Origin of the sequence: Polynucleobacter sp. JS-Mosq-20-D10 (assembly GCF_018687755.1) — a bacterium.
Classification (GTDB): Bacteria; Pseudomonadota; Gammaproteobacteria; order Burkholderiales; family Burkholderiaceae; genus Polynucleobacter.
Window position 1 is genome coordinate 760,332 of sequence record NZ_CP061305.1, and the last position, 25,610, is coordinate 785,941.

Annotated in this window: 25 protein-coding genes and 1 tRNA gene; 25 read left to right on the forward strand and 1 reads right to left on the reverse strand. The window is 46.3% G+C overall.

Annotated elements, in window-relative coordinates; genetic code table 11:
- Positions 1-103 precede the first annotated feature (103 nt).
- From FD967_RS03915 to FD967_RS03940, 6 genes are all read left to right on the forward strand, one after another.
- Complete coding sequence (locus FD967_RS03915) at positions 104-1,891, forward strand: acetolactate synthase 3 catalytic subunit (RefSeq protein WP_215326824.1); 1,788 nt, start codon at positions 104-106, stop codon at positions 1,889-1,891.
- Positions 1,891-2,382 (forward strand): acetolactate synthase small subunit, encoded by a 492-nt coding sequence (gene ilvN, locus FD967_RS03920; RefSeq protein ID WP_215326825.1) that lies wholly within the window; start codon positions 1,891-1,893, stop codon positions 2,380-2,382. Before FD967_RS03915 ends, ilvN begins: the two co-directional genes overlap by 1 nt.
- A gap of 50 nt (positions 2,383-2,432) precedes the next feature.
- Positions 2,433-3,449: a ketol-acid reductoisomerase gene (gene ilvC, locus FD967_RS03925; protein ID WP_215326826.1), complete on the forward strand. Its 1,017-nt coding sequence runs from the start codon at positions 2,433-2,435 to the stop codon at positions 3,447-3,449.
- Between the two features lie 32 nt (positions 3,450-3,481).
- The gene (locus tag FD967_RS03930) at positions 3,482-4,129 is read left to right on the forward strand and encodes a phosphatidylserine decarboxylase (protein WP_215326827.1); all 648 of its coding nucleotides are present in this window, start codon (positions 3,482-3,484) and stop codon (positions 4,127-4,129) included.
- Between the two features lie 27 nt (positions 4,130-4,156).
- The gene (pssA, locus tag FD967_RS03935) at positions 4,157-5,020 is read left to right on the forward strand and encodes a CDP-diacylglycerol--serine O-phosphatidyltransferase (RefSeq protein WP_215326828.1); all 864 of its coding nucleotides are present in this window, start codon (positions 4,157-4,159) and stop codon (positions 5,018-5,020) included.
- 243 nt (positions 5,021-5,263) lie between these two features.
- Positions 5,264-6,811: a 2-isopropylmalate synthase gene (locus FD967_RS03940; RefSeq protein WP_215326829.1), complete on the forward strand. Its 1,548-nt coding sequence runs from the start codon at positions 5,264-5,266 to the stop codon at positions 6,809-6,811.
- A 42-nt stretch (positions 6,812-6,853) separates the two neighbouring features.
- On the opposite strand, the gene FD967_RS03945 is transcribed toward FD967_RS03940, so the two are convergent.
- Positions 6,854-7,447: a YSC84-related protein gene (locus FD967_RS03945; RefSeq protein WP_215326830.1), complete on the reverse strand. Its 594-nt coding sequence runs from the start codon at positions 7,445-7,447 to the stop codon at positions 6,854-6,856.
- Between the two features lie 84 nt (positions 7,448-7,531).
- Between FD967_RS03945 and FD967_RS03950 the strand changes: the two genes are divergently transcribed.
- From FD967_RS03950 to nuoL, 19 genes are all read left to right on the forward strand, one after another.
- Positions 7,532-8,737: a patatin-like phospholipase family protein gene (locus FD967_RS03950; RefSeq protein ID WP_215326831.1), complete on the forward strand. Its 1,206-nt coding sequence runs from the start codon at positions 7,532-7,534 to the stop codon at positions 8,735-8,737.
- Between the two features lie 226 nt (positions 8,738-8,963).
- The gene (gene rpsO, locus FD967_RS03955) at positions 8,964-9,233 is read left to right on the forward strand and encodes a 30S ribosomal protein S15 (protein ID WP_112204355.1); all 270 of its coding nucleotides are present in this window, start codon (positions 8,964-8,966) and stop codon (positions 9,231-9,233) included.
- 271 nt (positions 9,234-9,504) lie between these two features.
- Positions 9,505-11,658 carry a polyribonucleotide nucleotidyltransferase gene (pnp, locus tag FD967_RS03960; protein ID WP_215326832.1) on the forward strand — a complete coding sequence of 718 codons (2,154 nt, stop codon included), beginning with the start codon at positions 9,505-9,507 and terminating at the stop codon, positions 11,656-11,658.
- Positions 11,659-11,685: 27 nt separating this feature from the next.
- The gene (locus FD967_RS03965) at positions 11,686-12,684 is read left to right on the forward strand and encodes an NAD(P)H-quinone oxidoreductase (protein WP_215326833.1); all 999 of its coding nucleotides are present in this window, start codon (positions 11,686-11,688) and stop codon (positions 12,682-12,684) included.
- A 17-nt stretch (positions 12,685-12,701) separates the two neighbouring features.
- Positions 12,702-13,460, forward strand: a complete 759-nt coding sequence (gene tpiA / locus FD967_RS03970) for a triose-phosphate isomerase (RefSeq protein WP_215326834.1) — start codon at positions 12,702-12,704, stop codon at positions 13,458-13,460.
- Positions 13,461-13,482: 22 nt separating this feature from the next.
- A complete protein-coding gene (gene secG / locus FD967_RS03975; RefSeq protein ID WP_215326835.1) occupies positions 13,483-13,818 on the forward strand; it encodes a preprotein translocase subunit SecG in 336 nt (111 codons plus the stop codon).
- An 85-nt stretch (positions 13,819-13,903) separates the two neighbouring features.
- A tRNA-Leu gene (locus FD967_RS03980) sits at positions 13,904-13,988 on the forward strand.
- A gap of 109 nt (positions 13,989-14,097) precedes the next feature.
- A complete protein-coding gene (locus tag FD967_RS03985) occupies positions 14,098-14,457 on the forward strand; it encodes an NADH-quinone oxidoreductase subunit A (RefSeq protein ID WP_011902892.1) in 360 nt (119 codons plus the stop codon).
- 5 nt (positions 14,458-14,462) lie between these two features.
- A complete protein-coding gene (locus FD967_RS03990; protein WP_011902891.1) occupies positions 14,463-14,945 on the forward strand; it encodes an NADH-quinone oxidoreductase subunit B family protein in 483 nt (160 codons plus the stop codon).
- Between the two features lie 3 nt (positions 14,946-14,948).
- Complete coding sequence (locus FD967_RS03995) at positions 14,949-15,548, forward strand: NADH-quinone oxidoreductase subunit C (RefSeq protein ID WP_215326837.1); 600 nt, start codon at positions 14,949-14,951, stop codon at positions 15,546-15,548.
- A 3-nt stretch (positions 15,549-15,551) separates the two neighbouring features.
- Positions 15,552-16,805 (forward strand): NADH-quinone oxidoreductase subunit D, encoded by a 1,254-nt coding sequence (locus FD967_RS04000; protein WP_215326838.1) that lies wholly within the window; start codon positions 15,552-15,554, stop codon positions 16,803-16,805.
- Positions 16,806-16,828: 23 nt separating this feature from the next.
- Entirely contained in the window at positions 16,829-17,335 is a 507-nt protein-coding gene (nuoE, locus tag FD967_RS04005; RefSeq protein ID WP_215326839.1) for an NADH-quinone oxidoreductase subunit NuoE, read from the forward strand.
- A complete protein-coding gene (gene nuoF / locus FD967_RS04010; protein ID WP_215326840.1) occupies positions 17,332-18,630 on the forward strand; it encodes an NADH-quinone oxidoreductase subunit NuoF in 1,299 nt (432 codons plus the stop codon). The genes nuoE and nuoF overlap by 4 nt, the downstream gene beginning before the upstream one ends.
- A 31-nt stretch (positions 18,631-18,661) precedes the next feature.
- A complete protein-coding gene (gene nuoG, locus FD967_RS04015; protein WP_215326841.1) occupies positions 18,662-20,977 on the forward strand; it encodes an NADH-quinone oxidoreductase subunit NuoG in 2,316 nt (771 codons plus the stop codon).
- A gap of 8 nt (positions 20,978-20,985) precedes the next feature.
- On the forward strand, positions 20,986-22,059 hold the full coding sequence (gene nuoH / locus FD967_RS04020) for an NADH-quinone oxidoreductase subunit NuoH (protein ID WP_215326842.1): 1,074 nt from the start codon (positions 20,986-20,988) through the stop codon (positions 22,057-22,059).
- A gap of 11 nt (positions 22,060-22,070) precedes the next feature.
- Positions 22,071-22,562 carry an NADH-quinone oxidoreductase subunit NuoI gene (gene nuoI, locus FD967_RS04025; protein ID WP_215326843.1) on the forward strand — a complete coding sequence of 164 codons (492 nt, stop codon included), beginning with the start codon at positions 22,071-22,073 and terminating at the stop codon, positions 22,560-22,562.
- Positions 22,563-22,583: 21 nt separating this feature from the next.
- Positions 22,584-23,231 carry an NADH-quinone oxidoreductase subunit J gene (locus FD967_RS04030; RefSeq protein WP_215326844.1) on the forward strand — a complete coding sequence of 216 codons (648 nt, stop codon included), beginning with the start codon at positions 22,584-22,586 and terminating at the stop codon, positions 23,229-23,231.
- Entirely contained in the window at positions 23,228-23,536 is a 309-nt protein-coding gene (gene nuoK / locus FD967_RS04035) for an NADH-quinone oxidoreductase subunit NuoK (protein WP_173960150.1), read from the forward strand. Before FD967_RS04030 ends, nuoK begins: the two co-directional genes overlap by 4 nt.
- A 2-nt stretch (positions 23,537-23,538) precedes the next feature.
- Entirely contained in the window at positions 23,539-25,599 is a 2,061-nt protein-coding gene (gene nuoL, locus FD967_RS04040) for an NADH-quinone oxidoreductase subunit L (RefSeq protein ID WP_215326846.1), read from the forward strand.
- The last annotated feature ends 11 nt before the right edge of the window (positions 25,600-25,610 follow it).

Here is a 25,610-nt window from a genome sequence, read left to right on the forward strand (position 1 = left end):
AAGTGGTTTTTTCCGGTAGCAGCGCCGTTCGAACTCAGGCCACAAGCAAGAGACAGAACAGACCAAACAATTTTTTGCCGAAAATTGCAAAGGACGAAAGAAAATGAATACAAGCAGCGCCGAATTTTTAGCTTCTAAAGCTAATCAAGACACAACAATTACAAATCCCGCAGCAACTCCACCAGAAATGATTGGTGCTGAGATGCTGGTGCAAGCTTTGCACAAAGAGGGTGTTGAATACGTCTGGGGTTACCCAGGTGGTTCCGTTCTCTTTATCTACGATGAGATTTTTAAGCAGGATAAGTTTGAACACATTCTGGTTCGCCATGAGCAAGCAGCAGTTCATGCAGCCGATGGCTATGCACGTGCAACCGGTAAGGTTGGTGTTGCCTTAGTGACTTCAGGCCCTGGCGTAACCAATGCGGTAACCGGAATTGCGACTGCTTACACTGATTCGATCCCGATGGTAGTCATCAGCGGTAATGTACCAACCTATGCGATTGGTGAAGATGCTTTCCAAGAAGCTGATACCGTGGGCATTACTCGCCCAGTAGTCAAGCACAACTTCTTGGTAAAAGATGTGAAAGACCTTCCTTTGGTAATTAAGAAGGCTTTCCATATTGCGCAGACAGGCCGTCCAGGTCCAGTATTGATTGACATCCCTAAGGATGTCTCTGCAGCTAAAGGACCATTCGTCTACCCAGAAACATTGGAGATGCGTTCATATAACCCAGTGGTTAAGGGTCATAGTGGACAAATTCGTAAAGCTGTTTCTTTATTGCAAGAGGCTGAACGCCCATTCATCTATACCGGTGGTGGTGTGATCTTGGCTGATGCCGCTCCAGAATTAAAAGAGTTTGCTGACTTGCTGGGTTACCCTGTTACCAATACCTTAATGGGTCTTGGCGGTTTCCCAGGCACTAGCCCTCAGTTTGTGGGCATGCTTGGTATGCACGGTACGTATGAAGCCAATATGGCGATGCAGCACAGCGATGTGTTGATTGCAATCGGCGCCCGTTTTGATGACCGCGTGATTGGCAATCCTACGCACTTCGCAAGTCATCCTCGCAAGATTATTCATATTGACATCGATCCATCCGTGATTTCGAAGCGGGTGAAAGTGGATGTGCCTATCGTAGGCAATCTCAAAGAAGTATTGCAAGAGATGACTGCTCAGCTAAAAAATGCTGGCCCACGTAAGAATGAAGCCAAATTGGCAGCATGGTGGGCGCAGATTAACGAGTGGCGTAAAAAAGATTGCCTAAAGTACGACGAGGCATCGCAAATCGTCAAGCCTCAGTATGTAGTGCAAAAGTTATGGGAGCTCACTGGTGGTGATGCATTCATTACTTCTGATGTTGGTCAGCATCAAATGTGGGCTGCACAGTTCTACAAGTTCGATAAGCCACGTCGTTGGATTAATTCCGGCGGTCTTGGCACCATGGGTGTTGGCTTGCCATATGCCATGGGTATTAAGAAAGCATTCCCAGATACAGATGTATTTGCCATTACTGGTGAAGGCTCTATCCAGATGTGTATTCAAGAGTTATCCACTTGCAAGCAATACAACACGCCTGTGAAGATCGTCTCTTTGAATAATCGCTACCTTGGCATGGTTCGTCAATGGCAAGAGCTCACTTATAACAAGCGTTATTCCAGTTCCTATATGGATTCATTGCCAGACTTTGTGAAGTTGGCAGAAGCCTTTGGACATGTGGGTATGCGTATTGAGAAGAAGTCTGATGTTGAAGGCGCTCTCAAAGAAGCCATTCGTTTAAAAGATCGCACAGTATTTATGGATTTCCAGACAGACCCAGAGGAAAACGTTTGGCCAATGGTTCAAGCGGGCAAGGGTATTACTGAAATGCTTTTGGGTAGCGAGGACCTCTAATGCGACATATTATTTCCATATTGATAGAGAACGAGCCGGGGGCATTATCCCGTGTGGTTGGCTTGTTTTCGGCTCGCGGCTACAACATTGAGACCTTGAGTGTTGCGCCGACTGAAGATCCATCCTTGTCGCGCATGACGATTGTCACGATTGGCTCTGAGGATGTGATTGAGCAAATCACTAAACACCTCAATCGCCTAGTTGAGGTGGTTAAGGTTTTTGATTTGACTGAAGGTCTTCATATTGAGCGTGAGCTCATGATGATTAAAGTACGCGCTGTGGGTAAAGAGCGTGAAGAGTTGAAACGTACAACGGATATCTTCCGTGGTCGCATCATTGATGTGACTGATAAGAGTTACACCATTGAATTAACTGGTGATGGCGCCAAATTGGATGCCTTCATTGATTCGATTGATCGCGCATCGATTCTGGAAACTGTCCGTTCTGGTGGTTCTGGTATTGGGCGCGGTGAACGCATTCTGAAGGTTTAATTTTTTAACTAATTACTGCATTAACTACATTTTCAAAACAAGGAAAGAGCATGAAAGTTTTTTACGATAAAGACGCCGATTTGTCCCTCATTAAAGGCAAAAAAGTAACCATCATTGGTTACGGTTCACAGGGTCACGCACACGCATTGAACCTCAAGGATTCCGGTTGTAACGTAACTGTTGGTTTGCGTAAGGGCGGCGCTTCTTGGAGTAAGGCTGCAAATGCTGGCTTGACTGTAAAAGAAGTTGGCGAAGCCGTGAAAGATGCTGACGTAGTCATGATGCTTCTACCTGATGAGCAAATCGCTGACGTGTATAGCAAAGAAGTTCACGGCAATATCAAGCAGGGCGCTGCACTAGCATTCGCTCACGGCTTTAACGTCCACTACGGTCAAGTTCAGCCGCGCGCTGACTTGGACGTGATCATGATTGCTCCTAAAGCACCAGGTCATACTGTGCGTGGTACTTATGCTCAAGGTGGCGGCGTTCCCCATTTGATCGCTGTGTATCAAGATAAATCAGGTTCAGCTCGTGATGTTGCTTTGTCATATGCAACAGCGAATGGTGGCGGTCGTGCCGGCATCATCGAAACCAACTTCCGTGAAGAAACTGAAACTGACTTGTTCGGTGAGCAGGCTGTTCTTTGTGGTGGCGCAGTAGAGTTGATCAAAGCTGGCTTTGAGACTTTGGTTGAAGCTGGTTACGCTCCTGAGATGGCTTACTTCGAGTGCTTGCATGAGCTCAAGTTAATTGTTGACTTGATCTACGAAGGTGGTATCGCCAATATGAATTACTCAATCTCTAACAACGCTGAGTACGGTGAGTACGTCACTGGCCCACGTATTGTGACTGAAGATACCAAGAACGCAATGCGTCAGTGCTTGAAAGATATTCAGACTGGTGAGTACGCTAAGAGCTTCATCTTGGAAAACAAAGCAGGTGCGCCTACTTTGATCTCACGTCGTCGCTTGAATGCTGAGCACGACATCGAGATAGTTGGTGCTAAGTTGCGCGCCATGATGCCTTGGATTGCCAAGAACAAATTAGTTGACCAGACTAAGAACTAATCAGTAGTTATTTAAAAAGGCTCAGAACAAAGATGATGTATCCACACCCCATTATTGCGAAAGAAGGTTGGCCGTATTTGGCATTAGTGGGGGCTGTTACTTTGCTAGTCCACTATCTTGGTGGCATTGCATGGTCATGGCCCTTGTGGATCATCTTTATCTTTGTTCTGCAGTTCTTCCGAGATCCGCAGCGTATTGCTGCCTTAGGTCGTGATCTAGTGTTATCTCCCGCTGATGGTCGTATCGTCGTCGTAGAAAAAGCGAACGATCCTTATGCGGGCCGTGAAGCTTTGAAGATTAGTGTGTTTATGAATGTATTTAACGTTCACTCCAACCGTAGCGCAGTCAACGGTACGGTAAAAGAGATTCAGTATTTTCCTGGCAAGTTTGTTAATGCCGATTTAGATAAGGCGTCTACGGAGAACGAGCGCAATGCTGTTGTGATTGATGCCAACGGCCAAATCGTGACTCTAGTGCAGGTTGCAGGCCTCATTGCCCGCCGTATTCTTTGTTATATCCATGTTGGCGATAGACTCAAAGCGGGTGAGCGTTATGGCTTTATTCGCTTTGGCTCCCGAGTCGATGTATATTTACCCTTAACAGCCGAGCCTTTAGTCAGTGTTGGCGATAAAGTTTTTGCTACGAATACTGCATTAGCTCGCGTACCCGGCTTAGATTAATTAAGTCGTTTTAACTGGGAATATTCTTTGCCTACATTTCGCCGTCGTGGCCGTATCGATCGCAGTCGCTTAGCAAACTCTCGCACTGATCGCACTCAAAATGAGTGGGCGGAGGACTTGGGTGATGGGATTGATTTTGAAGTAGAAGAGTTGCACGTAGATAAGCCACGTAAACGTAGCAAGGGCATTTACTTACTCCCTAATGCATTCACCACCGCAGCCTTATTCTGCGGCTTCTTTGCCATCGTCAATGCGATGAACCACCAGTTTGAGATAGCCGCTATTGCTATTTTTGCATCTTTAGTTTTGGATGGTATGGATGGTCGCGTTGCTCGTATGACTAATACCCAAAGTGCTTTCGGCGAGCAATATGACTCTTTGGCTGACATGGTGTCTTTTGGAGTGGCGCCTGCGTTGGTTGCTTACGAATGGGCTTTAAAAGACTTAGGTAAGTGGGGTTGGCTGGCTGCCTTTACCTACTGTGCGGGAGCGGCCTTACGTTTGGCCCGTTTCAACGTCAATACTGGCGTGGTAGACAAGAAGTTTTTCCAAGGCTTGCCTAGTCCAGCGGCTGGCTCTTTGATAGCTGGTTTTATTTGGCTGGCTGATGACAATAAGATCCCAGTGCGCGACAGTGCAATCCCTTGGATCACTTTCTTTTTGGCTGTTTATGCTGGCTTGACCATGGTATCCAATGCCCGCTTTTATAGTGGCAAGGCTTTAGATGTGCGCTACCGCGTGCCTTTTGGCGTCATGGTTCTGATGATTCTGACCTTTGTTCTCATTTCTTCTAATCCGCCTTTAACTCTGTTTGGCCTCTTTGTGGTGTATTCCATCTCGGGATATGTTATTTGGGCTTGGGAACACCTGAGCGGCCGTCGCTTTAGCTAATTTGTAATATTTAGGTTATATTTAATCTATGTTGATGAATTTCTCCCTCTCTAAACTGCTTCTACTAGCACTAAGCCTTCAGCTTGGGGCAGGTAAGGCCTAGGTTAATGAGATTAAAGTAATTCATTAGCCACGACATACCAGCCCCAGCAAATTGCTGGGGTTTTTGTTTTGAGGGTTGTTAATTAGTAAACATGAATCAGCAGTAAGCATAATTAAGCAATATTGAACCGGAGAGTAGTGATGAGCGACAAAGTAATCATTTTTGACACCACCTTACGTGATGGTGAGCAATCACCTGGTGCTTCCATGACCAAGGATGAGAAGGTGCGCATTGCCCGTCAGCTAGAGCGCCTCAAGGTTGATGTGATCGAAGCTGGATTTGCTGCGAGCTCTGAAGGTGACTTCCAGGCAATCTCTGCAGTAGCAGCAGCCGTGAAGGATTCAATTGTCTGCTCACTCGCACGTGCCAATGATAAAGATATTACTCGGGCTGCTGATGCATTGAAAGCTGCTAATGCAAAACGGATTCATGCGTTTTTGGCAACTAGCCCACTCCATATGGCCGTGAAATTGCGCATGTCTCCAGAAGAAGTTTTAGAGCAGGCTAAACGTTCCATTCGTTTTGCAAGAAACTTGGCTGGGGATGTGGAGTTCTCAGCAGAAGACGGCTATCGCTCAGAAATGGATTTCTTGTGCAGAGTAGTTGAAGGAGTTATTAATGAGGGTGCTACTACCATCAATATTCCGGATACCGTAGGCTACGCCACTCCAGAGTTGTATGGTGAGTTCATCAAGACTTTGCGTACCCGAGTTCCCAACTCGGATAAAGCAGTATGGTCCGTGCATTGTCACAATGACTTGGGTATGGCAGTCGCCAACTCCTTGGCTGGCGTCAAAATTGGCGGAGCGCGTCAAATCGAGTGCACTGTTAATGGTTTAGGTGAGCGCGCCGGAAATACTGCATTAGAAGAAATTGTGATGGCTTTGCGTACGCGTAAGGATTATTTCGATATGGTGTGCGGTATCGATGCAACTCAAATTGTTCCTGCATCGAAGTTGGTCTCGCAAATTACTGGTTTCGTTGTTCAGCCGAACAAGGCAGTTGTAGGTGCCAACGCGTTTGCGCATACTTCCGGAATTCATCAAGACGGCATCTTAAAAAATCGGGATACCTACGAGATCATGCGTGCGGAAGATGTAGGCTGGTCTGCCAATAAGATTGTGCTCGGCAAGTTGTCTGGCCGTAATGCTTTCAAACAGCGCTTACAAGAGTTAGGCATTGCGATTGAAGCCGAAGCGGATTTGAACGAAGCTTTTGTCCGCTTCAAGACCCTGGCCGATCAAAAATCAGAAATCTTTGATGAAGATATTATTGCCATCATGTCGGATTCTGCTGCAGCCGAAGAGGGTGAGTTCTATAAATTCATTGCTCTAAGTCAGCACTCTGAAACAGGTGAGCGTCCTAAGTCAAAAGTAACTTTTCGGGTTGGCGATAAAGAAGTGAACTCTGAGGCTGAAGGTAATGGTCCAGTTGACGCGAGCTTAAACGCAATTGAACAGATCGTGAAGAGCGGGGCAGAGCAATTGCTTTACTCTGTAAATGCAATCACCTCAGGTACCCAATCTCAGGGCGAGGTTACTGTCAGACTTGCAAAGGGTGGACGTATCGTGAATGGCGTTGGAACTGATCCGGACATCATTGCGGCTTCAGCGAAAGCCTATTTATCAGCACTGAATAAATTGCATGATCCTAGCCAAGCTAAGCTCAATGCGCAGATGACGCCTTAAGAAATTCTCGGCGACATCTGCAGTGTCGCCGCAATGCACCTCTTATTTATTAAGATCCGTGCTCTTGTAGTACTTGGTGCCTTTGCCAGTAATTTCTGCGGCAAGGCCTGAGTCTGTCAGTTGATACATTAATACGCCGGGTGATACTGTAGTCGCATCTTGGTATCCGCCACCATTAGCCTCATACTTAGCGGCGGCAGTTACTTGACCGCCAAATGTCCATCCAGAATTCACAAAGTCATTCAGTGCGGCCTGTGTTTGAAAGATAAAAATATTTTGGAAGGACTTTATTCCCAGGCCCAGGCCGGCCTGAACCTCTGCCATATTCATATAAATTGGTTTAGCGCCATCTTTTTGGATAACGACACCGCTACCTGTGCCTCCACCAGCAATCAATATCTTCATACCAAAGTTGCTGAAAGTCGCGTAGCCAATGGATTTCTCAATTAACTCTTTTGCCTTGGGCTGCGCTTGGTATAGTGCCTTTAAGGTATCCTCTCTTTTCTTGAGGATCTCTTGGCGTTGCTCGGCAATTGTTTTGTCGGCGGCAAATGGATTAGAAAACTGCGCATAGACTAGCGTAGGGAATAGGGCTAATAGACCACAGGCTAATGCTTGGATGAATTGAGTTCGCATCGTTTTTTCCTTTGCTGTATTTTCGCAATGAATGAATTCCATCTTTATACTCCAACAAGCCTTCTTGTCCAATATCGATCTAATATGACTCTGTTCACTCGCTGTATCTTTACTCTCTTCATGCTGTCATTGGTTGGCTGTAGCAGCTTGCAGCGCAAAGCGGCAGTGCCATCTCAGCAGATGGGTCAAGCACAAATTGCGGGTTTTACTGGTGTGCGCTATATGGTTGCCAGTCAATCGAGCGTGGATCAGATGGCTGTGGATATTCAGGCGGGATTTAAGGTGAGGGATGAAAAAACCTTAAATGCACCTGCTAATTATTTATCGCTCTCTGGTGGCGGTGATGATGGTGCATATGGTGCTGGATTATTAATAGGGTGGGCGGAGCGCGGCGATCGTCCGCAGTTTAATTTAGTCACTGGTATTAGTACTGGCGCATTAATTGCTCCCTTCGCATTTATGGGGAAGGAATATGATCCTGTCTTACGCGATGTTTATACAAAATATGGTCCCCGGGATATCTTCATTGAACGTGGATTGATCTCTGGCATTTTGAGTGATGGCCTATCTGACACGACCCCCTTGTTTCATTTGATTTCAAAATACATTGATCAAGATTTTCTGAGGAAGGTAGCAAATGAGTACACCACTAAAAACCGCTGGCTTTTGATTGGGACAACTAATTTAGATGCAGGCGTACCCGTGGTCTGGAATATGGGAAAGATTGCCAGTATCGGTACTCCAGAGGCCTTAGAGCTTTTTAGAAAAGTCATGCTGGCCTCTGCATCGATTCCGGGTGCATTTTCACCAGTCATGTTCGATTTTGAGGTTTCTAACCAAAGCTTTCAGGAGATGCATGTCGATGGCGGTGCTATTGCTCAGGTATTCCTCTATCCAAGCGCCTTATCTCAGCGCGCTCAAGATTTGAAACTCAAGCTACAGAATCAGCGTAACGCCTACATTATTCGCAATGCCCGTTTAGATCCTGAGTGGCGCGAGACGGAGCGGGGTACCCTGAGCATCATTCAGAGGGCGATTTCTAGCATGATTCAGACTCAAGGCATTGGCGATCTATACCGTATTTATCACACCACCCAGCTTGATGGAGTCAGCTTTAACTTGGCTTTTATCGGGTCAGACTTCAAATTTCCGCATAAGACGGAGTTTGATACTGCCTATATGCAGGCTCTACTTGATTACGGCTACAAGCAGGGCCTTGGCGGCAAGGAGTGGCAAAAGTACCCACCAGGCTATAAGCGGGGATTTGATGAGGAATTGCCTAAAAAATAGGCAATTCCAGTTATTTTTTATAATAATTTCATATAAATCAATGGCTTGACCTAATACCCATCGTTTTAACCCAGTTTGAGTGCCTAGCTCAAGAGCTAGGGATTTAAGGCAGATCTGCTACAATTCGATGGCTTTGATTTTTAAAGCTTTTTTGTTGGTTTTGATTAATAAATGCACGACACAAGTTGGGTGAAAGCTCAGGTGTTCGCAAGTAAGGAGTATGAAAATGGCAGTTGCTGATATTAAAACGGCGGAAATCGTCAAAGATAACGCGCGCAGCGCAAATGATACGGGTAGCCCTGAAGTTCAAGTTTCATTGCTAACAGCCCGCATTAATGAATTAACCCCCCATTTCAAAGCTAACGCTAAAGATCATCACAGCCGTCGTGGTTTGTTGAAGATGGTTTCACGCCGCCGCCGCCTTTTGGATTACCTCAAGGGCAAGGATTTGGGTCGCTACCGCGCATTGATCGAGAAATTAGGTCTCCGTAAGTAATTCTTATCGGTATTGCAATGCCATCTATCTTAGGGTTGTTTCGTAACAGAACCAGTCTTAAGCAGATGGCATGTTTTTTGAGCGCTTCAAGATTATTTGTGTAGGGGATCGTGTCATTCCAATGAGTTTCTGGGTTGAAGAGCCTAGTGTCTCCCTGGAATGGCATCCCTTGTGATCTTCAAACGCTCCAGTGTTGTCGTGACACTGCTTTATCCCACGACAAGCGTGAAATCCATGTGGCTTTTACGTGAACAATTTGGAGAAGATCAGAATGACTATGTTTAAAAAAGCAGTAAAGACGTTTCAATGGGGTAACCATCAAGTAACTATGGAAACAGGCGAGATTGCTCGTCAAGCTGGTGGTGCTGTCATCGTTAACGTGGATGACACAGTAGTAATGGGTACAGTAGTTGCCTCTAAATCAGCCAAGCCTGGCCAGTCTTTTTTCCCATTGACTGTTGATTACCTAGAAAAAACTTACGCTGCAGGAAAAATTCCTGGCGGCTTCTTCCGTCGTGAAGGTCGTCCATCAGAAGGCGAGACGTTGATCTCCCGTTTGATTGATCGCCCATTGCGTCCATTGTTCCCAGAAGGCTTCTTGAACGAAGTGCAGGTAGTGGTTCATGTGTTGTCTATCAACCCAGACGTTCCTGCTGATATTCCTGCATTGATCGCTGCTTCTGCAGCTTTAGCTGTTTCAGGCATTCCATTTGCTGGCCCAGTTGGCGCAGCACGTGTTGGTTACGCTAATGGCCAATACCTTTTGAACCCAACTCGTACAGAGCAAGCAACTAGCGAAATGGATTTAATTGTTGCTGGTACACAGGCTGCTGTATTGATGGTGGAGTCAGAAGCTAATCAGCTGTCAGAAGAAGTGATGTTGGGTGCGGTTGTATACGGCCATGACCAAATGCAAACTGCGATCAACGCAATTAATGATTTAGTGCGCGAAGCTGGCAAGCCAGAGTGGGATTGGACTGCTGCACCTAAAGATGAACCATTTATCGCCAAGGTCACTGCATTGGCTGAAGCGCCTTTGCGTGAGGCTTATCAGATTCGTCAAAAAGGTGCTCGTTCAGACAAACTCAAGGAGATCTCCAAAACAGTCTTAGCTAAGCTAGCTGAAGAGGGTGATGTTGATGCGGTTGCTGTTAGCGACATCATGTTTGAAATCGAAGCCAAGATTGTGCGTAGCCAGATTTTGAATGGTGAGCCACGTATTGATGGTCGTGATACACGTACCGTTCGTCCAATCGAGATTCGTAATGGCGTATTACCGCGCACACACGGTTCAGCATTATTTACCCGTGGTGAGACACAAGCCCTTGTAGTAGCTACGTTAGGCACTGCACGAGATGAGCAGATCATTGATGCACTCGAAGGTGAGTACCGTGATCGCTTTATGTTCCACTACAACATGCCTCCGTTCGCTACTGGCGAAACAGGTCGTGTAGGTAGCCCTAAGCGTCGTGAAATTGGTCACGGCCGTTTGGCTAAGCGTGCATTGATTCCCGTATTGCCAAGTGCAGAAGATTTTGCCTATAGCATTCGTGTGGTTTCAGAAATTACTGAGTCCAATGGCTCTTCATCCATGGCTTCCGTTTGCGGTGGATGTTTAGCAATGATGGATGCTGGCGTTCCTGTTAAGGCCCACGTCGCTGGTGTTGCAATGGGATTGATTTTGGATGGCAACCGTTTTGCTGTGTTGACAGACATCTTGGGTGATGAAGATCACTTGGGCGATATGGACTTTAAAGTAGCAGGTACTGCTAACGGTATTACTGCTCTGCAAATGGATATTAAAGTTCAAGGTATTACTAAAGAAATTATGCAAGTCGCCTTAGCTCAAGCTAAAGAAGGTCGTTTGCATATTTTGAGCAAGATGCAAGAAGCGATGGGTTCAGTTCGCACTGAATTGTCTGCGCATGCTCCACGTATGGTTTCTTTCAAGATTCATCCAGATAAGATTCGTGAAGTGATCGGCAAGGGCGGCGCAACAATTCAAGCCTTGACCAAAGAAACTGGTTGCAGCATCGACATTAAAGATGATGGTACTGTAACAATCGCCTCTACTTCTGCTGAAGGCATGGCTGAAGCAAAAGCTCGTATCGAAGGTATTACTGCTGAAGCTGAGGTAGGCAAGATCTACGAAGGCCCTGTAGTGAAGTTGCTTGAGTTCGGCGCTTTGGTCAACATTCTTCCAGGTAAAGATGGTCTCTTGCACATTTCTGAAATCTCTAATGAGCGTGTAAAAGAAGTTAAAGACTATTTAGCAGAAGGCCAAGTTGTTCGCGTGAAGTTGTTGGCTGCTGATGAGCGTGGTCGTTTACGTTTATCTCTCAAAGCTGCAATGGCGGATGAGGGTGGCACGATTGCTCCTTTGGCGGGTGCTGAAGCCGCTCCTGCATCTGGCGAAAACGCTTAAGTAGTTCGGTTAGCAAGCGGAATTCATATGCGCGTAATAGAAATTAAAGAATTTGGCGCACCAGAAGTGCTGGTGTCTGCCACTCGTCCTGATCCAGCGCTTCCTAGTGCTGGTTCTGGCGAGATTCTGATTCGTGTTTTGGCTGCTGGGATTAATCGTCCTGACGTTCTACAACGTAAAGGCCATTACCCGGTTCCAGCGGGCGCATCTGATATTCCTGGACTCGAAGTTGCTGGTGAGATTGTTGGCGGTGACTTAGGTCACGTCGACAATCTGTTTGGACTGAAAGTGGGTGATAAGGTGTGCGCGCTAGTGCAGGGTGGTGGTTACGCAGATTTGTGCGCGGCCCCAATTGCCCAATGCTTACCTTATCCAAAGGGATTTACCGATCAAGAGGCTGCCGCATTACCGGAAACGTTTTATACCGTGTGGAGTAATGTCTTCATGCGTGGCGAACTATCAGAAGGTGAAACTTTATTGGTTCAAGGTGGCTCTAGCGGTATCGGTGTGACAGCTATTCTGATTGCGAAAGCCTTAGGTCATAAAGTATTTGTGACTGCAGGCACTGATGAGAAGTGCGCTGCTTGCGTAGCCTTAGGTGCTGACTTGGCGATCAACTACAAGACACAAGACTTTGTCGACGAAGTGAAGAAGGCTACAGACGGTAAGGGTGTCAATGTCATTTTGGATATGGTTACCGGCGCTTACGTACAAAAAGAAATCGATTGCCTGGCTGATGATGGTCGTATTGTCATAATTGCAATTCAGGGTGGCTCAAAAGCTGAAGTGAGTACGAATCAAATTTTGCGTCGTCGCTTGACTATTACTGGTTCTACATTGCGCCCACGCCCAGTGTCATTTAAGAAGCAAATTACTCAACAGTTGTATGCCCATATCTGGCCTTTGTTAGATTCGGGGAAATTAAAGCCTGTCATTTATAAAACATTTAGCCTAGATCAAGCGGCAGATGCTCATCGTCTGATGGAATCTTCCGAGCACGTTGGCAAGATTGTTTTAACTGTTTAAGTATTGAATTCAATTTCATGCGTCCAATCACTGTTATCGGCAACTGGAAAATGAATGGCAGCTTTGCAAGTAATGCAGACTGGGTCAAGACTGTTTGCCGTGGCATGGAGCAGGGTATGCCTGCGGGTCGTAAGTATGTGGTGTGCGCTCCAGCACCTTATTTGTCACAGTGTGGTGATTTAATTCGTGACTGCTCTTTAGCTTTTTTAAGTTTAGGTGCTCAAGATGCATCAGCTTATCCAGCGGGAGCTTATACCGGTGATGTTGCGGCCGCTATGTTGAAAGAGTTTGATTGTTCTTACGTCATTGTGGGGCATTCGGAGCGTCGCCAGTACCATCATGAGGCTGATGAGCAGGTGGCAGAAAAAGCACTGCAGGTATTAGACAACGGGATGATTCCTGTGATCTGCGTTGGTGAGTCTGCAGATGAGCGCAATTCTGGCCGCGAAGTTGAGGTAGTCAGAGGTCAAATTTCAAAGCAAGTTGCTATTTTGCAAGATCGTTTGGCGGATTGTCTGATTGCCTATGAGCCTGTTTGGGCTATTGGTACGGGTAAAGTAGCCAGCGCTCAAATAGCTCAGGACATGCACAGAGCGATTCGCTTGCAGTTGGCAGAGTTTGATGAAGATGTAGCTTCCCATGTGGGAATTTTGTATGGCGGCAGTGTCAAGCCTGATAATGCTGTTGAACTATTTGCAATGCCAGATATTGATGGCGGATTGATTGGGGGCGCTTCATTGAATCCTCAGGATTTCTTAGCCATTTGTCAGGCCTAGATTTTTTATTTGGAGATAAGCCATGGAATGGTTTAAGACTTTATTGATCGTTTTACAGGTTATTTCAGCTTTAGCTGTGATCTTGCTCGTATTGCTTCAACAGGGCAAAGGTGCTGATATGGGTGCCGCTTTTGGTTCTGGATCCTCCGGCAGTCTTTTTGGCGCCAGCGGCTCGGCCAACTTCCTTTCCCACACAACTGCTATCTTTGCGGCAATCTTTTTTGTTTGCACCTTAGGCATTACTTGGATCGGAAATAAAAAGGAAGTAAGTCCTGGAATTTTGTCGGGTACCGTGGCTCCTGCTGCCGCACCAGTAGCCCCAGTTCAAGATCCGACCAAGCCAGCAGTTCCAAAGTAAAAAATAGGGTTTTAAGTAGTTTCTATCGCTATTTTTGAGGTAAATGAGTGGTGCAATGCAGTAGAATTGACGAGTTTTACAAGATGCCGACGTGGTGAAATTGGTAGACACGCTATCTTGAGGGGGTAGTGGCTTAGGCTGTGCGAGTTCGAGTCTCGCCGTCGGCACCAAATTGTAAAAATTGTAGGGTTTAATGCCCTAAATCAAGGTTTTTTGTAGTGGAGTAATTGATAATTTGTAGCTTCTTAGGACTTACCAGACGAACGACTCAAGGCCATTTTGAATCTCGCTAATTACTTTCCTGTTCTGCTTTTTATCCTTGTAGGTATTGGGGTTGGTTTGGTACCCATGTTCCTCGGAAAAATTTTGGCCCCATCGAAACCAGATGCTGAAAAACTGTCTCCCTATGAGTGCGGTTTTGAGGCCTTCGAAGATGCGCGTATGAAATTCGACGTACGTTACTACCTCATCGCAATTCTATTTATCTTATTTGATTTAGAAACAGCATTCTTGTTTCCGTGGGGCGTGGCTCTGCGTGATATTGGCTGGTTCGGTTATGCCTCTATGGTGATTTTCTTATTGGAATTTATTGTGGGCTTCGTATATATCTGGAAAAAGGGCGCTCTCGACTGGGAGTGATCGATATGGCATTAGAAGGCGTTCTCAAAGAAGGATTCGTTACCACTACTGCGGACCAGTTAATTAACTGGACTCGTAATGGTTCTTTATGGCCAATGACATTCGGCCTTGCTTGCTGCGCTGTAGAAATGATGCATGCAGGTGCTTCACGTTACGACTTGGATCGTTTTGGTGTGGTCTTCCGCCCATCTCCGCGTCAGTCAGATTTAATGATTGTTGCAGGCACTTTGTGCAACAAGATGGCTCCAGCACTTCGCAAAGTTTACGATCAAATGCCTGAGCCACGCTGGGTGATCTCCATGGGCTCCTGTGCTAATGGTGGTGGTTATTACCATAACTCCTATTCAGTAGTTCGCGGTTGTGACCGTATCGTGCCAGTCGATATTTATGTTCCTGGTTGCCCTCCTACAGCAGAAGCCTTGATCTATGGAATTATTCAGTTGCAATCCAAGATCGCTCGCACCAGCACGATTGCGCGGAAGGCTTAAACCATGTCAGATCGTTTAGTTCAACTCGCAGCTAATTTAGAAAAAGTTTTAGGTAAGCGTGCCCAATCTATCCAGATTGCTTTGGGCGAAGTCACTGTTGTTGTTAATGCAGATACCTATTTTGAATCTGCTATGTTGTTGCGTGATGAACCATCATTGGCTTTTGAGCAATTAATTGATTCATGCGGAGTGGATTACCAGGACTATCGAGATGGACAGTGGGGTGGTCAGCGTTTTGGCGTAGTGACACATCTTTTATCTGTAGCTCATAACTGGCGTTTGCGTGTACGCGTATTTGCACCAGAAGATGCCTACCCAGTAGTTGCTTCGCTAACACCAGTATGGGCTTCGGCAAATTGGTTTGAGCGTGAGGCATTTGACCTTTACGGCATTTTGTTTGATGGTCATGAAGACTTACGCCGCATCTTGACTGACTACGGTTTTATTGGTCATCCATTTAGAAAAGATTTCCCAATCTCTGGCAACGTAGAAATGCGTTATGACCCAGAGTTAAAGCGTGTGGTGTATCAGCCAGTCACAATTGAAGCGCGTGAAATCACGCCACGTATTGTGCGCGAAGAGCAGTACGGAGGCCCGGTTTAAGTCATGGCACAAATTAAGAACTACACTCTCAATTTTGGACCTCAGCATCCTGCAGCGCATGGCGTATTGCGTCTCGTGTTAGAGCTTGATGGAGAGGTGATCCAACGCGCTGATCCGCATATTGGTTTATTACATCGCGCTACAGAAAAATTAGCAGAGACACGTACCTGGATTCAGAACGTTCCTTACATGGATCGTTTGGACTATGTATCGATGATGGCAAACGAGCATGCTTATGTGATGGCAATTGAAAAGTTGCTGCAAGTAGATGTGCCTTTGCGTGCACAGTACATCCGGGTGATGTATGACGAGTTAACGCGTCTACTAAATCACCTCTTGTGGATTGGTTGTCACGGTTTAGATGTGGGTGCCATGGCCGTGTTCTTGTACGCTTTCCGTGATCGTGAAGATATTTTTGACATGTACGAAGCTGTATCAGGTGCACGTATGCATGCTGCTTACTATCGTCCGGGTGGAGTCTATCGTGACCTGCCAACGCAGATGGCGCAGTACTCAAAGTCTAAGATTCGTAGCACCTCTGCTATTAAGCGTCTGAATGAAAACCGTAGCGGTACATTGCTTGATTTCATTGAGCAATTCTCCAATGGTTTTGATGCCAACGTGGATGAGTATTGCAATCTCTTAACGGACAACCGTATTTGGAAGCAACGCTTGGTTGGTATTGGCGTCGTGACTCCGGAGCGCGCTTTGCAGCTTGGCTTCACTGGCCCTATGTTGCGTGGTTCCGGTATTGAGTGGGATTTGCGTAAAAAGCAACCTTATGAAACTTACGACAAACTCGACTTTGATATTCCTGTTGGTGTGAATGGCGACTCTTATGATCGCTATTTAGTGCGCATGGAAGAGATGCGTCAATCCAACCGTATCATTAAACAGTGCGTGGTTTGGCTCAAGGCAAATGATGGTCCAGTCATGAGCGACAACCATAAGGTGTCTCCGCCAAAGCGTGTGGATATGAAAACTAATATGGAAGAGTTGATTCACCACTTCAAACTCTTTACAGAGGGTATGCATGTTCCTGATGGCGAGGCTTACTCTGCTGTTGAGCATCCTAAAGGTGAGTTTGGCATTTACTTAATTTCTGATGGCGCGAATAAGCCATACCGTATGAAGATTCGTGCACCTGGCTTTGTCCATCTATCTGCAATGGATGAGATGTCCCGTGGCCACATGTTGGCTGATGCTGTAACTATTATTGGAACCCAAGATATTGTGTTCGGGGAGATTGACCGCTAATACAGCGTGCCAAGGATGAATTCATGACAACAACCCTTCAACTATCTGACAAAACGCTCGCAGACATCGCGCGCAATGTTGCGAAATACCCTCCAGAACAAAAACAATCTGCTGTAATGGCCGCTTTGATTGCCGCCCAAACTGAATTAGGTTGGGTTTCACCAGAGGTGATTGAAACAGTTGCCCAAATTTTAGAAATGCCAACCATCGCAGTTGATGAAGTGGCTACTTTTTATAATATGTATGACACCAAAAAAATTGGTAAGTACAAGTTGGTAATCTGCACAAACTTACCTTGCCAGCTAATGCATGGTGAGACTGCTGCAAGCTATTTAAAAGAAACACTTGGCATTGGCTACAACGAGACAACGCCTTGCGGCACCTTCACTTTAAAAGAGGGTGAGTGCATGGGCGCTTGCGGTGATTCTCCCGTGCTGTTGGTGAACAACAAGCGCATGTGTAGCTTTATGAGTAAAGAAAAGATTGATGCGCTATTAAGTGAACTCCGTGCAGAAGGGAAAGCAGCATGACTAGCTTGCACGATAGACACATTAAGCCTTTAATCCTAGCGGGATTGAATGGTGAGAACTGGCGTTTAAAAGATTACGAAAGCCGAGGCGGCTATCAACAGCTACGTCGCATCATCAATGACAAGATTGCACCAGATGCCATCATTGCTGAATTAAAAGCATCATCATTGCGTGGTCGTGGAGGCGCAGGCTTCCCAACTGGATTGAAGTGGAGCTTTATGCCCCGCCAGTTCCCTGGCCAAAAGTATTTAGTTTGCAATAGCGATGAAGGTGAGCCAGGTACATTTAAAGACCGCGACATCATGCGTTACAACCCGCATGCTTTGATTGAGGGCATGATCATTGGTGCCTACACTATGGGCATTTCTGCGGGCTATAACTATATCCATGGTGAAATTTGGGAAGTCTATTCTCGCTTCGAAGAGGCTCTTGAAGAAGCCCGTGCTGCCGGATACCTTGGTGACCAGATTATGGGAAGTGATTTTAACTTCCAATTGCATGCTTCTCCGGGTTGGGGTGCCTATATCTGCGGTGAAGAAACTGCACTTTTAGAGTCGCTCGAAGGCAAGAAGGGTCAACCACGCTTTAAGCCACCATTTCCTGCCAGCTTTGGTTTGTATGGCAAACCGACCACGATTAATAACACTGAAACATTTGCTGCTGTGCCTTTCATTATGGCGATTGGTGGCCCGGCCTATCTAGAGTTGGGTAAGCCAAACAACGGCGGTACGAAGATTTTCTCTATTTCTGGTGACGTTACTTATCCAGGTAACTATGAGATTCCGTTGGGCACACCATTTGCTGAATTATTAAAGCTTGCTGGTGGCATGCGTGATGGCATCCCACTCAAGGCTGTGATTCCTGGCGGATCGTCGGCTCCAGTTATTCCGGGTGCAGAGATGATGACGCTCACCATGGATTACGACAGCATTGCGAAAGCTGGTTCCATGTTGGGATCTGGTGCAGTGATCGTCATGAATGAAACACGCTGTATGGTTCGCGCCTTAGAACGCCTGTCCTACTTCTATCACGAAGAATCTTGTGGTCAGTGCACCCCATGTCGTGAAGGTACTGGTTGGTTATGGCGCATTGTTCACCGCATTGAGCACGGCGAAGGCCGTCCAGAAGATTTGGATTTATTAAATGATGTAGCAGCCAATATTCAAGGTCGTACTATTTGCGCCTTGGGTGATGCAGCTGCCATGCCAGTTCGCGGTATGTTGAAGCATTACATGGATGAATTTGTGTATCACGTAGAACATAAGCGCTGCTTAGATTCTGTTAAACCTTTATAAGACATTGAGCACGGGACATCTTAAAGTGAGCATGGTTGAAATCGAATTAGATGGTAAGTTAGTAGAGGTTCCGCAAGGTTCGATGGTGATGCACGCCGCGAATAAGCTTGATACGTATATTCCGCACTTCTGCTATCACAAGAAATTATCTATTGCTGCTAACTGCCGTATGTGTTTGGTAGAGGTAGAGAAGGCACCAAAAGCATTGCCAGCTTGCGCAACACCAGTGACGCAAGGCATGAAGGTATTTACGCATTCCGCTAAAGCAGTTGAAGCGCAGCGCTCAGTGATGGAGTTCCTGCTGATTAACCATCCTTTAGATTGCCCAATTTGCGATCAGGGTGGTGAGTGCCAGTTACAAGATTTAGCAGTTGGTTACGGTAAATCGAATTCACGCTACGAAGAAGAGAAGCGTGTGGTATTTCATAAGAATGTAGGACCACTCATCTCCATGCAAGAGATGACCCGTTGTATTCATTGCACTCGTTGCGTACGTTTTGGTCAAGAAGTTGCCGGCGTGATGGAGTTGGGTATGGTCAATCGCGGTGAGCATTCTGAAATCACTACCTTTGCCGGTCAAACCATTGATTCAGAATTATCTGGAAACATGATTGATATTTGCCCAGTTGGTGCCTTAACAAGCAAGCCATTCCGCTACGCAGCGCGTACTTGGGAATTAGGTCGCAAGCGTTCAGTAAGTCCGCATGACAGCCTGGGTGCTAACACTACCATTCAAACAAAAGCTAACAAAGTCATGCGTGTCGTTGCTTTAGAGAATGATGCAATTAACGAATGCTGGATTAGCGATCGTGATCGCTTTGCTTATGAAGGCTTGAACAGCGCAGATCGTGTAACAACACCCATGGTGAAGCAGGACGGTCAGTGGCTCGAGACTGATTGGCAATCAGCAATGGATTACGTTGCTCATTCGCTCAAAACAATTTCCTCTGAGAGTGGTCCTGAAGCAGTTGCTGCTCTAGCGCATCCAATCTCTAGTACTGAAGAGTTGTACCTCCTTCAGAAGATGATTCGTGGTTTAGGCTCCAATCAAGTCGAGACTCGCTTACGTCAAACTGACGTAAGGGGTTCTGCCTCTGCCCCATGGCTGGGTATACCGATCAGCAAATTAAGTGAGTTGGATCGTGTTTTAGTCATCGGTAGCTTCTTGCGTAAGGAGCAGCCTTTGATTGCTGCACGTTTACGTACTGCAGCTAAACGTAGTTTGCGAGTTTCACGTATTGATGCGGGTGGCGATGATTGGTTAATTCCTGCTGTTGGTATTGCTGCTGCCCCAAGTGCATGGATCAATGCATTAAGTGAAGTTGCATTAGCAGTAGCCAAAGCTAAATCTGTTTCTGCTCCATCGGGCACAACTAACTTACCAGTTTCTGCTAGTGCGCAAGAGATTGCGGATGGCCTACTTTCTGGTTCATCTTGTTCAGTATTGCTAGGCTCTGCCGCAATAGCTCATCCACATGCATCTGATTTACATGTGCTGGCGCAATTCATAGCTGAACAGACTGGTGCAAGCTTAGGTTTCTTGCCAGTTGGCGGTAATGCTGTTGGTGCTAGCTTGGTTGGAGCTAATGGTGTTGGTGTTGAATCAGTCTTATCTGGTGAGCGTCGTGCTGTGATCTTGATGAATATCGAGCCAGATGCTGACTTACCAAATCCTGCACAAGCGCGAGCTGCTTTGGCTAAAGCCAATACCGTGATTGCCCTAAGCGCCTATAAGAGTGCTGATCTTTTAGAGGTGGCTGATGTCATTCTGCCCATCTCCACATTTACAGAAACAGTCTCTACTTTCGTCAATGCAGAAGCTCGTACGCAAACTATTCAGCCTGCTGTAAAACCTTTGGGTGATTCTCGTCCTGCCTGGAAGGTTCTGCGGGTTCTTGGCGGATTATTGAATTTAGATGGTTTTCTCTACAACATGCCTGAAGAAATATTGGGAGAAGCACTGGGTGACAATTACTGCACTAAGCTCAACAATCAATCTAAAGCCACTAGCATATCTAACGGGAATGCTGCTCCATCAGCAGGTTTAGAGCGTTTATCTGATGTGGGTATTTACGCTGGCGATCAAATCGTACGTCGTTCATCCGCCTTGCAGTTAACACGCGATGCAAAGCGTGGCAACGAGGTTGGCTTGGGTCAAGGTCTCTTTACTGAGTTGGGCTTGAAAGAGGGTGATGTTGTGCGAGTGACTCAAGGCGGTCAATCTGTAGACCTGCGAGTGACATTGGAAGCGAACTTGGCCCAGGGCGCTGTCAGAATTTCTGCGGGCACTATGGCTAGCGCTCAATTGGGATCAATGTTTGGTCCTGTAACAGTTAGCAAGGCATAAGGGGCGAGATGGATAATTTTTTGAATCTCGTTACCACTCAAGGCGAAGCTATCTTTGGTTCACTGTGGCCGCTCGTTTGGGCTTTGGTGCGTATTGTCATTATCGTATTGCCGATGTTTGCTGCCGTTGCTTATATGACTCTTTGGGAGCGCAAGCTGATTGGTTGGATGCATATCCGCCTTGGACCAAATCGCGTTGGCCCTTTGGGATTGCTGCAACCGATTGCCGATGCTTTGAAGCTCTTGATGAAAGAGATCATTTCTCCTACGCAAGCAAGTAAGGTTTTGTATTTCATTGCACCAGTGATGGTGATCATGCCGGCGTTTGCTGCTTGGGCTGTGATCCCTTTTCAGGCCAAAATGGTTTTGGCTGATGTCAATGCTGGATTGCTGTATGTGATGGCAATTTCATCCATTGGTGTTTATGGCGTGATCTTAGCGGGTTGGTCATCCAACTCTAAGTATCCATTCCTTGGCGCCATGCGTGCTTCAGCCCAAATGATTTCTTATGAAATCGCTATGGGCTTTGCTTTGGTTACTGTCTTGTTGACTTCCGGCTCTTTGAACTTAAGTACGATTGTGGCCTCACAAGAGCAGGGCTATTTCGCCAACATCGGCTTGAACTTCCTTTCTTGGAACTGGTTGCCGCTGCTGCCAATGTTCCTGATCTACTTCATCTCTGGCGTTGCTGAAACTAACCGTCATCCATTTGATGTGGTTGAAGGTGAGTCTGAGATTGTTGCGGGTCATATGGTTGAGTACTCTGGTATGGCGTTTGCGATGTTCTTCTTGGCTGAATACGCCAATATGATCTTGATCGCCGCTCTAGCATCCACTATGTTCTTGGGTGGTTGGTTACCAATTGTGGATTTACCAATCCTGCGCGATATCCCTGGTTTCTTCTGGCTGTTTGCCAAAACCTTCTTCCTCTTGTCTTGCGTCATTTGGCTGCGTGCCACATTGCCACGTTATCGCTATGACCAGATTATGCGTTTGGGTTGGAAGATCTTTATCCCCATCTCCGTATTCTGGGTAGTTGTCGTTGGTGCATGGGTTGTATCTCCATTGAATATTTGGAAATAAGTTGATCAATCATGTTTAAGAAAATTTCCCAATTCCTCGATAGCTTGATGCTGAAAGATATTTTGGTCGGTATGTCGATTACCGGCCGCTATCTTTTCAAGCCAAAAATTACGATTCAATACCCTGAAGAGAAGACACCTCAGTCTCCTCGTTTCCGTGGTTTGCATGCTTTACGCCGTTATGAAAATGGTGAAGAGCGTTGTATTGGTTGCAAACTGTGTGAAGCAGTTTGTCCTGCTTACGCAATCACGATCGAAACTGCTGAGCGCGATGATGGTACGCGTCGCACCAGCCGTTATGACATTGATTTGACAAAGTGTATTTTCTGCGGTTTCTGCGAAGAGGCTTGCCCAGTAGACGCAATTGTTGAAACTAACATTTTTGAGTATTTCGGCGAGAAACGCGGTGACTTGTATTTCACCAAGGATATGCTCTTAGCAGTGGGCGACAAGTATGAAAAAGATATTGCCGCTAACCGCGCAGCTGATGCGCCCTATCGTTAATCGAGTCGAGCCCAAGAATATATGACATTCGATACTTCTACCTTATTTGCAGCATTCTTTTATGCTTTCGCTGGTCTTTTAGTGCTCTCAGCATTGCGCGTGATTACTGCACGTAATCCAGTACATGCTGCACTCTTTTTAGTGCTCGCTTTCTTCTGCGCTTCTGGCCTGTGGATGCTGCTAAAAGCCGAGTTCCTCAGCTTAGCCTTAATTCTGGTTTACGTTGGCGCTGTGATGGTGCTCTTCCTTTTTGTGGTCATGATGTTGGATCTGGATCTTGAGCATTTACGTCGCGATTTCAAAAAATTTCTTCCCGTAGCATTCTTGATGGGTGCGGTCATCGTCTTAGAGCTATCTATCGTCTTGATTCGTAGCTTTATCGGTACTAACTCCCCAGTGCAGCCGATGCTCGAGGAGATGGCTTCTAGCAATACACAAGCATTAGGTATGTTGATCTTCGTTGATTATGTTTATGCCTTTGAGGTCGCTGGCGTCATTCTGTTGGTAGCCATTATTGCTGCTGTCGCATTGACCTTACGTAATCGCAAGGATTCGAAAGCCCAAAATATTCATGAGCAGGTGAGCGTGAATTCTGCTGACCGTATGCGCATCGTCAAGATGGATTCTGATATGGCTGCAAAGCAAGATGCCCGTGGGGAGAAGAAATGACTATTACCCTGGCTCACTACTTAGTGCTCGGCGCAATCTTGTTTGCGACTAGCGTGATTGGTATTTTCTTAAACCGCAAGAATATTATCGTGCTTTTAATGGCAATTGAATTGATGCTCCTATCGGTGAACATGAACTTTATAGCCTTCTCTCATTATTTGGGGGATATGGCTGGTCAAGTATTCGTATTCTTTATTTTGACTGTGGCTGCTGCTGAGGCGGCAATCGGTTTGGCAATTTTGGTCGTTCTCTTCCGTAAGGTAGACACCATCAATGCTGAAGACCTTGACCACCTAAAAGGCTAGTCATGCAATTGACCTTAACTCTTCCTGTTCTTTGTGCAATTCCGCTGGCGCCATTATTTGGCTCAGCTATTGCTGGGTTATTTGGCACTAAATTAGGTGGCAACCGCATCAGTAATGGCGCTTGTCAGTTCGTCACTATTCTTGGCGTGATGGTTGCTTTCGTTCTGTCTTGTTTTGTACTCGTACAGGTGATGGATGGTTTCTATTTCAATGGCACTGTATATCGCTGGATGCAGTTGGGCGAACTCAATCTGGATATTGGCTTTTTAATTGATCCGCTGACAGCCACCATGATGTGCGTAGTGACCTTTGTTTCTTTAATGGTTCATATCTACACCATTGGTTATATGAAAGGCGAGGAGGGCTATAACCGCTTCTTCTCGTATATATCACTCTTTACCTTTGCTATGTTGATGTTGGTAATGAGTAACAACCTCTTACAACTCTTCTTTGGTTGGGAGGCGGTGGGTGTCGTTTCTTATTTATTGATTGGCTTCTACTATGAGCGGCAATCGGCCGTATTTGCCAATATGAAGGCTTTCTTGGTCAACCGCATAGGTGACTTCGGCTTCATTCTTGGCATCGGGTTATTGCTAGCCAGCACTGGATCCATGAACTACGACGTGATCTTTGCTCAGAACACTACTTTGGCTGCACAAACATTGCCTGGTACAAGCTGGAACCTAGTAACCGTAGCTTGTATTTGCCTCTTCATTGGTGCAATGGGTAAATCAGCTCAATTCCCATTGCACGTTTGGTTACCAGACTCCATGGAAGGCCCAACCCCAATTTCTGCTCTGATTCATGCTGCAACCATGGTGACTGCAGGTATCTTTATGGTGTCACGTATGTCACCTCTATTTGAGTTATCTGATGCGGCATTGAGCTTCATCTTGGTGATTGGTTCGATCACTGCGCTCTTTATGGGATTCTTGGGTATCGTCCAGACCGATATCAAGCGGGTAGTAGCTTACTCAACGCTGTCTCAGTTGGGTTACATGACTGTTGCATTGGGCGTATCTGCTTATCCAATCGCCATCTTCCATCTGATGACGCATGCATTCTTCAAGGCGCTCTTATTCCTTGCAGCGGGTAGTGTGATCTTGGGCATGCATCATGAACAAGATATGCGGAAGATGGGTGGTCTTTGGAAGTACATGCCAATCACTTGCCTGATGATGTTGTTAGGTAACCTAGCATTGATCGGTACGCCATTTTTCTCGGGTTTTTATTCAAAAGACTCCATTATTGAAGCGGTAGCAGCTAGCCATATTCCTGGCTCTAGTTTTGCTTACTTCGCAGTGATGGCCAGCGTCTTTGTCACCGCTCTATATTCATTCCGTTTGTACTTCTATGTATTCCACGGTAAAGCCCGTTGGGGTCATGAAGATAATCACTCGCACGATCACCATCATGATCGTGCAGAGCAGGGTGATGATCATGCGCACCATGGTTTAGCCCCCGGTCAAAAGCCACATGAGTCACCTTTTGTTGTGACTTTGCCGCTGATCTTGCTGGCGATTCCATCAGTCATTATTGGTTACTATACGATTACGCCTTTATTGTTTGGCACTTTCTTTGGCGATTCTATCTTTGTGGATATCGGCAAGCATCCTGCCATGAAAGAACTTGCCGAAGAGTTCCATGGCCCGATTGCAATGGCAATGCATTCTTTGACATCACCGGTCTTACTGTTGGTCGTTCTCGGCGTATTGACCGCGGCAATTGGCTACCTTTGGGCTCCGAAGTTGCCTGGTGTTGTAGCTCAAGCATTTGCACCGATCAAGAAGTTGATGGATAACAAATACTATCTCGACGATTTAAACCAAGCGGTATTCGCTAGAGGTTTGTTATGGATCGGCGGCGTTTTGTGGCATCGCGGTGATCAGCAGGCCATTGACGGTTTCTTGGTTAATGGTAGTGCGCATGCGGTAGGGCGCTTTTCCACGGTTATTCGCCATTTGCAATCCGGTTATCTCTATCACTATGCCTTCGCTATGATTGCGGGCTTGGCGATATTGTTGGCTTGGGTTTTATACGCTTACCTGCCTTTTGTTCGCTAGGCCTTTGTTAC

Coding starts and splice junctions, on each gene's coding strand:
- rpsO (WP_112204355.1), top strand. CDS start 8,964: ATGGCAGTTGCTGATATTAAAACGGCGGAAATCGTCAAAGATAACGCG.
- nuoE (WP_215326839.1), top strand. CDS start 16,829: ATGACAACAACCCTTCAACTATCTGACAAAACGCTCGCAGACATCGCG.
- FD967_RS04000 (WP_215326838.1), top strand. CDS start 15,552: ATGGCACAAATTAAGAACTACACTCTCAATTTTGGACCTCAGCATCCT.
- nuoG (WP_215326841.1), top strand. CDS start 18,662: ATGGTTGAAATCGAATTAGATGGTAAGTTAGTAGAGGTTCCGCAAGGT.
- secG (WP_215326835.1), top strand. CDS start 13,483: ATGGAATGGTTTAAGACTTTATTGATCGTTTTACAGGTTATTTCAGCT.
- nuoH (WP_215326842.1), top strand. CDS start 20,986: ATGGATAATTTTTTGAATCTCGTTACCACTCAAGGCGAAGCTATCTTT.
- FD967_RS03965 (WP_215326833.1), top strand. CDS start 11,686: ATGCGCGTAATAGAAATTAAAGAATTTGGCGCACCAGAAGTGCTGGTG.
- ilvC (WP_215326826.1), top strand. CDS start 2,433: ATGAAAGTTTTTTACGATAAAGACGCCGATTTGTCCCTCATTAAAGGC.
- nuoF (WP_215326840.1), top strand. CDS start 17,332: ATGACTAGCTTGCACGATAGACACATTAAGCCTTTAATCCTAGCGGGA.
- nuoL (WP_215326846.1), top strand. CDS start 23,539: ATGCAATTGACCTTAACTCTTCCTGTTCTTTGTGCAATTCCGCTGGCG.
- nuoI (WP_215326843.1), top strand. CDS start 22,071: ATGTTTAAGAAAATTTCCCAATTCCTCGATAGCTTGATGCTGAAAGAT.
- FD967_RS03995 (WP_215326837.1), top strand. CDS start 14,949: ATGTCAGATCGTTTAGTTCAACTCGCAGCTAATTTAGAAAAAGTTTTA.
- FD967_RS03945 (WP_215326830.1), bottom strand. CDS start 7,447: ATGCGAACTCAATTCATCCAAGCATTAGCCTGTGGTCTATTAGCCCTA.
- nuoK (WP_173960150.1), top strand. CDS start 23,228: ATGACTATTACCCTGGCTCACTACTTAGTGCTCGGCGCAATCTTGTTT.
- tpiA (WP_215326834.1), top strand. CDS start 12,702: ATGCGTCCAATCACTGTTATCGGCAACTGGAAAATGAATGGCAGCTTT.
- FD967_RS04030 (WP_215326844.1), top strand. CDS start 22,584: ATGACATTCGATACTTCTACCTTATTTGCAGCATTCTTTTATGCTTTC.
- ilvN (WP_215326825.1), top strand. CDS start 1,891: ATGCGACATATTATTTCCATATTGATAGAGAACGAGCCGGGGGCATTA.
- FD967_RS03915 (WP_215326824.1), top strand. CDS start 104: ATGAATACAAGCAGCGCCGAATTTTTAGCTTCTAAAGCTAATCAAGAC.
- FD967_RS03950 (WP_215326831.1), top strand. CDS start 7,532: ATGACTCTGTTCACTCGCTGTATCTTTACTCTCTTCATGCTGTCATTG.
- FD967_RS03930 (WP_215326827.1), top strand. CDS start 3,482: ATGATGTATCCACACCCCATTATTGCGAAAGAAGGTTGGCCGTATTTG.
- FD967_RS03990 (WP_011902891.1), top strand. CDS start 14,463: ATGGCATTAGAAGGCGTTCTCAAAGAAGGATTCGTTACCACTACTGCG.
- pnp (WP_215326832.1), top strand. CDS start 9,505: ATGACTATGTTTAAAAAAGCAGTAAAGACGTTTCAATGGGGTAACCAT.
- FD967_RS03940 (WP_215326829.1), top strand. CDS start 5,264: ATGAGCGACAAAGTAATCATTTTTGACACCACCTTACGTGATGGTGAG.